The organism is Limnospira sp. (assembly GCF_051859755.1).
In the GTDB taxonomy this organism is placed as follows: Bacteria; Cyanobacteriota; Cyanobacteriia; order Cyanobacteriales; family Microcoleaceae; genus Limnospira; species Limnospira fusiformis.
Genome location: NZ_JBIMLI010000239.1, coordinates 1 through 4,115, shown reverse-complemented (window position 1 = coordinate 4,115; position 4,115 = coordinate 1). Strand labels below are relative to the sequence as shown.

Sequence of the window (4,115 nt, the reverse complement as noted above, 5' to 3'; positions counted from 1 at the left end):
GGGTTTCACCCAACCTACTGTTTCGGACATCCTACATCGAACATGGTAAATTGTGTTACGATTGATAAGGGCGATCGCGTTCCGGTTTCACCCCAGCAACTGCTGTTGGGTTTCACCCAACCTACTGTTTCGGACATCCTACATCGAACATGGTAAATTGTGTTACGATTGATAAGGGCGATCGCGTTCCGGTTTCACCTCAGCAACTGCTGTTGGGTTTCACCCAACCTACTGTTTCGGACATCCTACATCGAACATGGTAAATTGTGTTACGATTGATAAGGGCGATCGCGTTCCGGTTTCACCTCAGCAACTGCTGTTGGGTTTCACCCAACCTACTGTTTCGGACATCCTACATCGAACATGGTAAATTGTGTTACGATTGATAAGGGCGATCGTCTCACGGTCGGGTTTCGCGCTTTGGGTTTCACCCAACCTACTGTTTTACTGGTAGTAGCGATCTACAACTAACCCGTAACCCTTGACGGGTTTAGTTTTCACCAGGATGAACTCTCTTTTTTTTTCTGGGGCTTGACACTACACATCTGCTAGGCTATAGTGAGGTCAGAATACTACTTAAGTACTCAATCCTTTTCAGGAGATAGAGATGTCACTACTTGTTTCAAAATCAGGGATGGCGCGACTAAATTACTACATGGATGTTAAGAACAACCTCTATAACAGAGCTTTTCAGGATTGACTGCTATAAGTTTCTTTAATAGTAAGTATTAGGTTTTCTAAGGCGACTTTTCACGGTTTTCAGTTATCTCGAGTTATAGACTTGGCATTTTCAAAGGATGTCAGGTTTTGCGGTAGATAATGTTTGTAGCCTATTAGTTAATCAAACCTAAAAACTTACTTTGGATGTGGCTAAGAGTTCCATTTTCGGCATCCGTTTCTGTACGCAGGTTCTGCAACTTTACTGCCACATTTTAGAGAAATTAATGGTCACACTTTGACCCCAAGTTAGGGAAAGGGTAGAAAACCGTTCCGTTGGCGTGTAATTCGTTCTTTTATTGCCTCTCTAGTGTTAGGGCTTGATATTGCCATGCCTTGACTTCAAGAAAAGCCATTTTCAGTTCTTTGTCCACTAAGATAACTCGCAATGTATCTGGAAAATCAACGGTGATAACAATCAATTCTGCACCACTTCCTAACTATTTTAGGCTTTTTGGCTTTAATTTTTTATACCCTGAGTTTACTTCCGACAATTCTCAGAGTAGTATTTCCCCAAACGAAACAAACGAGTATCCCTAAATTTCTGCTCAAGCATCGTCGCACGATTGGGATTTTGGCTTTTATTGTGGCGTTTGGGCATGGATATATTCTGGTCAAAAAAAGAGATATTGACTTTTCGGACCTAAAGACTTTCTGGGTTTATATCCAAGGGGTTGTTACTTTCATCATTTTTACCCTCCTGGCAATTACTTCCAATGATTGGAGCGTGAAAAGACTTAAGAAAAATTGGAAGCGCTTGCATGAGCTAACTTACTTGGCTATGTTCATGTTGACTTGGCACGTTTTCGATAAAATGGCTGGCCAGTGGACCTATCTAACTCCATTTGGGGCCATCATGATTACGGGTATTACCCTGTTATTTTTGGTTCGTCGTTGGAAAGAATGGCAGGTGCAACAGCAGAAGAAAGCAAAATCTGCCACGGCTGATTGAGTGAACTAGAACCCCAAATCTTCAAGGGATTTCTGGTACGAACACGCTTAATGGTAATAATTGAGTCAGGGAACTTACAGATGATTTTAAAACTGACAGGTTGGAAATATGCGGCGGGATTGGGATTGACAACTCTTACCGCAATTGTGGGACTCACTGTGTTAAAAACTGGCACGCAACTGCTGGTTTCCAGTCCGGATATGTCTTCTCTCTCGTATCCTAGCCTCACCTTGAACGGACATTCGGCATGGGTTTACGCAGCGGCAATCGCACCCGATGGCAAAGTTTTAGCCAGTGGCAGTTATGACGGTACGATTAAGATTTGGGATTTAGAAAGCGGGAGTCTGCGCCAGACTATTGCAGCCCATGCCAGTGCCGTGGCATCTTTAGCCATCGCACCGGATGGCAAGCATCTCATCAGCGGCAGTGTGGATAACCGGGTAAGGCTGTGGGACTTGGATACGGGCAAGCTGATTCGCACATTTAATGGTCACACAGATGACGTTAAGGTAGTGGCGATCGCACCGGACGGCAAAACAATTGCCAGTGGCAGTGCCGATAAAACCATTAGACTCTGGAATCTGCAAGGCGAAACCCTTGCCACCTTGCAGGATGTGGACTGGGTAAGAGCGCTGGCCTTCACTCCCGACAGCCAATATCTGCTCAGTGGTTGTGAGGATGGGACAATCGGCATCTGGCAGCTTCAGGATGGCAAAAAGTCTCTGACCATCCAAGCTCATTCGGGGGTAGTCCGAGCGATTGCCGTCAGCCCCGATGGTCAACTCTTCGCCAGTGGCAGCGACGATCGCACCATTACACTATGGAATGCTAGTAACCGGAGCATCTTGAATACTCTGACGGGACATTCTCATAGGGTGCAATCCCTGGCATGGAGTCCTGATGGCAGTACCTTAGTTAGTGGGAGTCATGACCGCACGGTGAGGCTGTGGAATGTCGCTGAGGGTAAGGTGTTCGATGCCTTACAAGCTCATGCTAAATCTGTGCAAGCGGTGGTTTTTAGTCCCGATGGTCGCCAGTTTGTCAGTGCCAGTAGTGACGAAACCATCAAATTGTGGCTGATAGCTCCCAAGTCCCCCACTGAACCGAAACCGGCAATCGCCTCAGAATCGCCAAACATTTTTACAGAGATTACCCAGAGTACGGAATTAGAGCAGCTCAATCAAATCTTGTATGAGCGCATCGATGGCGATTGGCAATCGGTAGAATTTGCTGAAAGTTTAGCTTATCAGGTCACGGTCAATCGAGAGGGTGCGATTACCAGCTACCAACCCCTGCATCAAAAGGCTGCCGATTTCGTGACCAAGACCCCTTTGCCGAATTTACGCACGGAACAAAATCAAGCAGATTTTGCCTATTTCCATCTGGTCTTGCATCCTTCAGGGGCGATTGAAGTTAGTCCCTGGCGCGGATGGGACAAGTGAACCTGTTAGGTTGCTTCTCTTGCTCGTAGGAACAAGATGCTGCCGATTATCCTCATCGCAGGCAATCGGCAGTCTGGCAGCTAATGAAGATAGCTGAATCTCAACGCATAGACTTCAGTCCCAAGGCAGCAGTATAAATTTCAGTAGCGCTTTAAGGGAGTCGGTATGCGGTGGAGTAGTCAGGAATTTAATCACCTGTTACATTTACGTCTTGCCTGGGTAAATAGTCGCTTTGATGACTTGTTTCCAGAGGGCAGTTGTTTTGAGCCTTCTACCTCCTCCCCCAACTTCTAGATGCGCCCCATAGCGCCGTTTGTCACTGGGATTGTCCGGTGACCCGAACTCTGCGCGATTAATTAAATCTCCTCCAGGAGGGGGGAAGGATTTAACATCTAAGGTCGATAAGAGACTCAGAAACCCATATTGCATCATAATTCGACTGGCCGGAATATCATCCGATACTCTTTCAGCCAAGCTAACTTTAGCGTGAATGCCACCGATGATGCCATATCCATTCGGTAATAGTCCTCTCGTTTCACCCTACTTTTCAATGGCTATATCAATTTTACTAGAGCCAACTAAATCGGAAATTCCCATGCGCTCTAATGTCTCTTTTTTGTCTTTTTTGGAAAATAAAGGCGTTAATTTGATGCCGTGATTGCGTAAAATGGGATTGTATTTTTGGGATAATGCTAGATCGAAAGCTTCACCGGAAGTTCTCACCCAACTTTGTTGGGGATTTGTCCCTTGCTTAGTGCGGAGGTAAATTCGGTACAGGACATGATGCCACAGGTCCGAGGGATTTTCATGGGGACAAAGGCTCCATGCCAATAAAAACGTATCGGCGATCGCATCTCGGGACTTGACCTTGGGCGCGTTTATTTTAGGAATAAAATAGGCTTCAATGGTATCATAATCTTGTTGGTGGTGCGAGACGTTTAGGAGTCAAATAAGGCTGCAATGCCTGAAATAACCTCCTAGTGGGACTTTCACCCCTTGGTGAA

4 protein-coding genes are annotated in these 4,115 nt (G+C 45.8%); 2 read left to right on the top strand and 2 right to left on the bottom strand.

Annotation, left to right across the window (positions count from 1 at the left end; genetic code table 11):
• Positions 1 to 1,013 precede the first annotated feature (1,013 nt).
• A complete protein-coding gene (locus ACTIE0_RS23170) occupies positions 1,014 to 1,139 on the bottom strand; it encodes a hypothetical protein (RefSeq protein WP_008055230.1) in 126 nt (41 codons plus the stop codon).
• 32 nt (positions 1,140 to 1,171) lie between these two features.
• On the opposite strand from ACTIE0_RS23170, the gene ACTIE0_RS23165 reads away from it, so the two are divergent.
• A complete protein-coding gene (locus ACTIE0_RS23165) occupies positions 1,172 to 1,669 on the top strand; it encodes a ferric reductase-like transmembrane domain-containing protein (RefSeq protein ID WP_006668172.1) in 498 nt (165 codons plus the stop codon).
• An 80-nt stretch (positions 1,670 to 1,749) separates the two neighbouring features.
• Positions 1,750 to 3,111, top strand: coding sequence for a WD40 repeat domain-containing protein (locus ACTIE0_RS23160; RefSeq protein WP_008055231.1), 1,362 nt, complete (start codon positions 1,750 to 1,752; stop codon positions 3,109 to 3,111).
• 540 nt (positions 3,112 to 3,651) lie between these two features.
• Here the strand turns inward: ACTIE0_RS23160 and ACTIE0_RS23150 are convergent.
• Positions 3,652 to 3,942, bottom strand: a complete 291-nt coding sequence (locus ACTIE0_RS23150) for a PDDEXK family nuclease (RefSeq protein ID WP_006624823.1) — start codon at positions 3,940 to 3,942, stop codon at positions 3,652 to 3,654.
• Positions 3,943 to 4,115 lie beyond the last annotated feature (173 nt).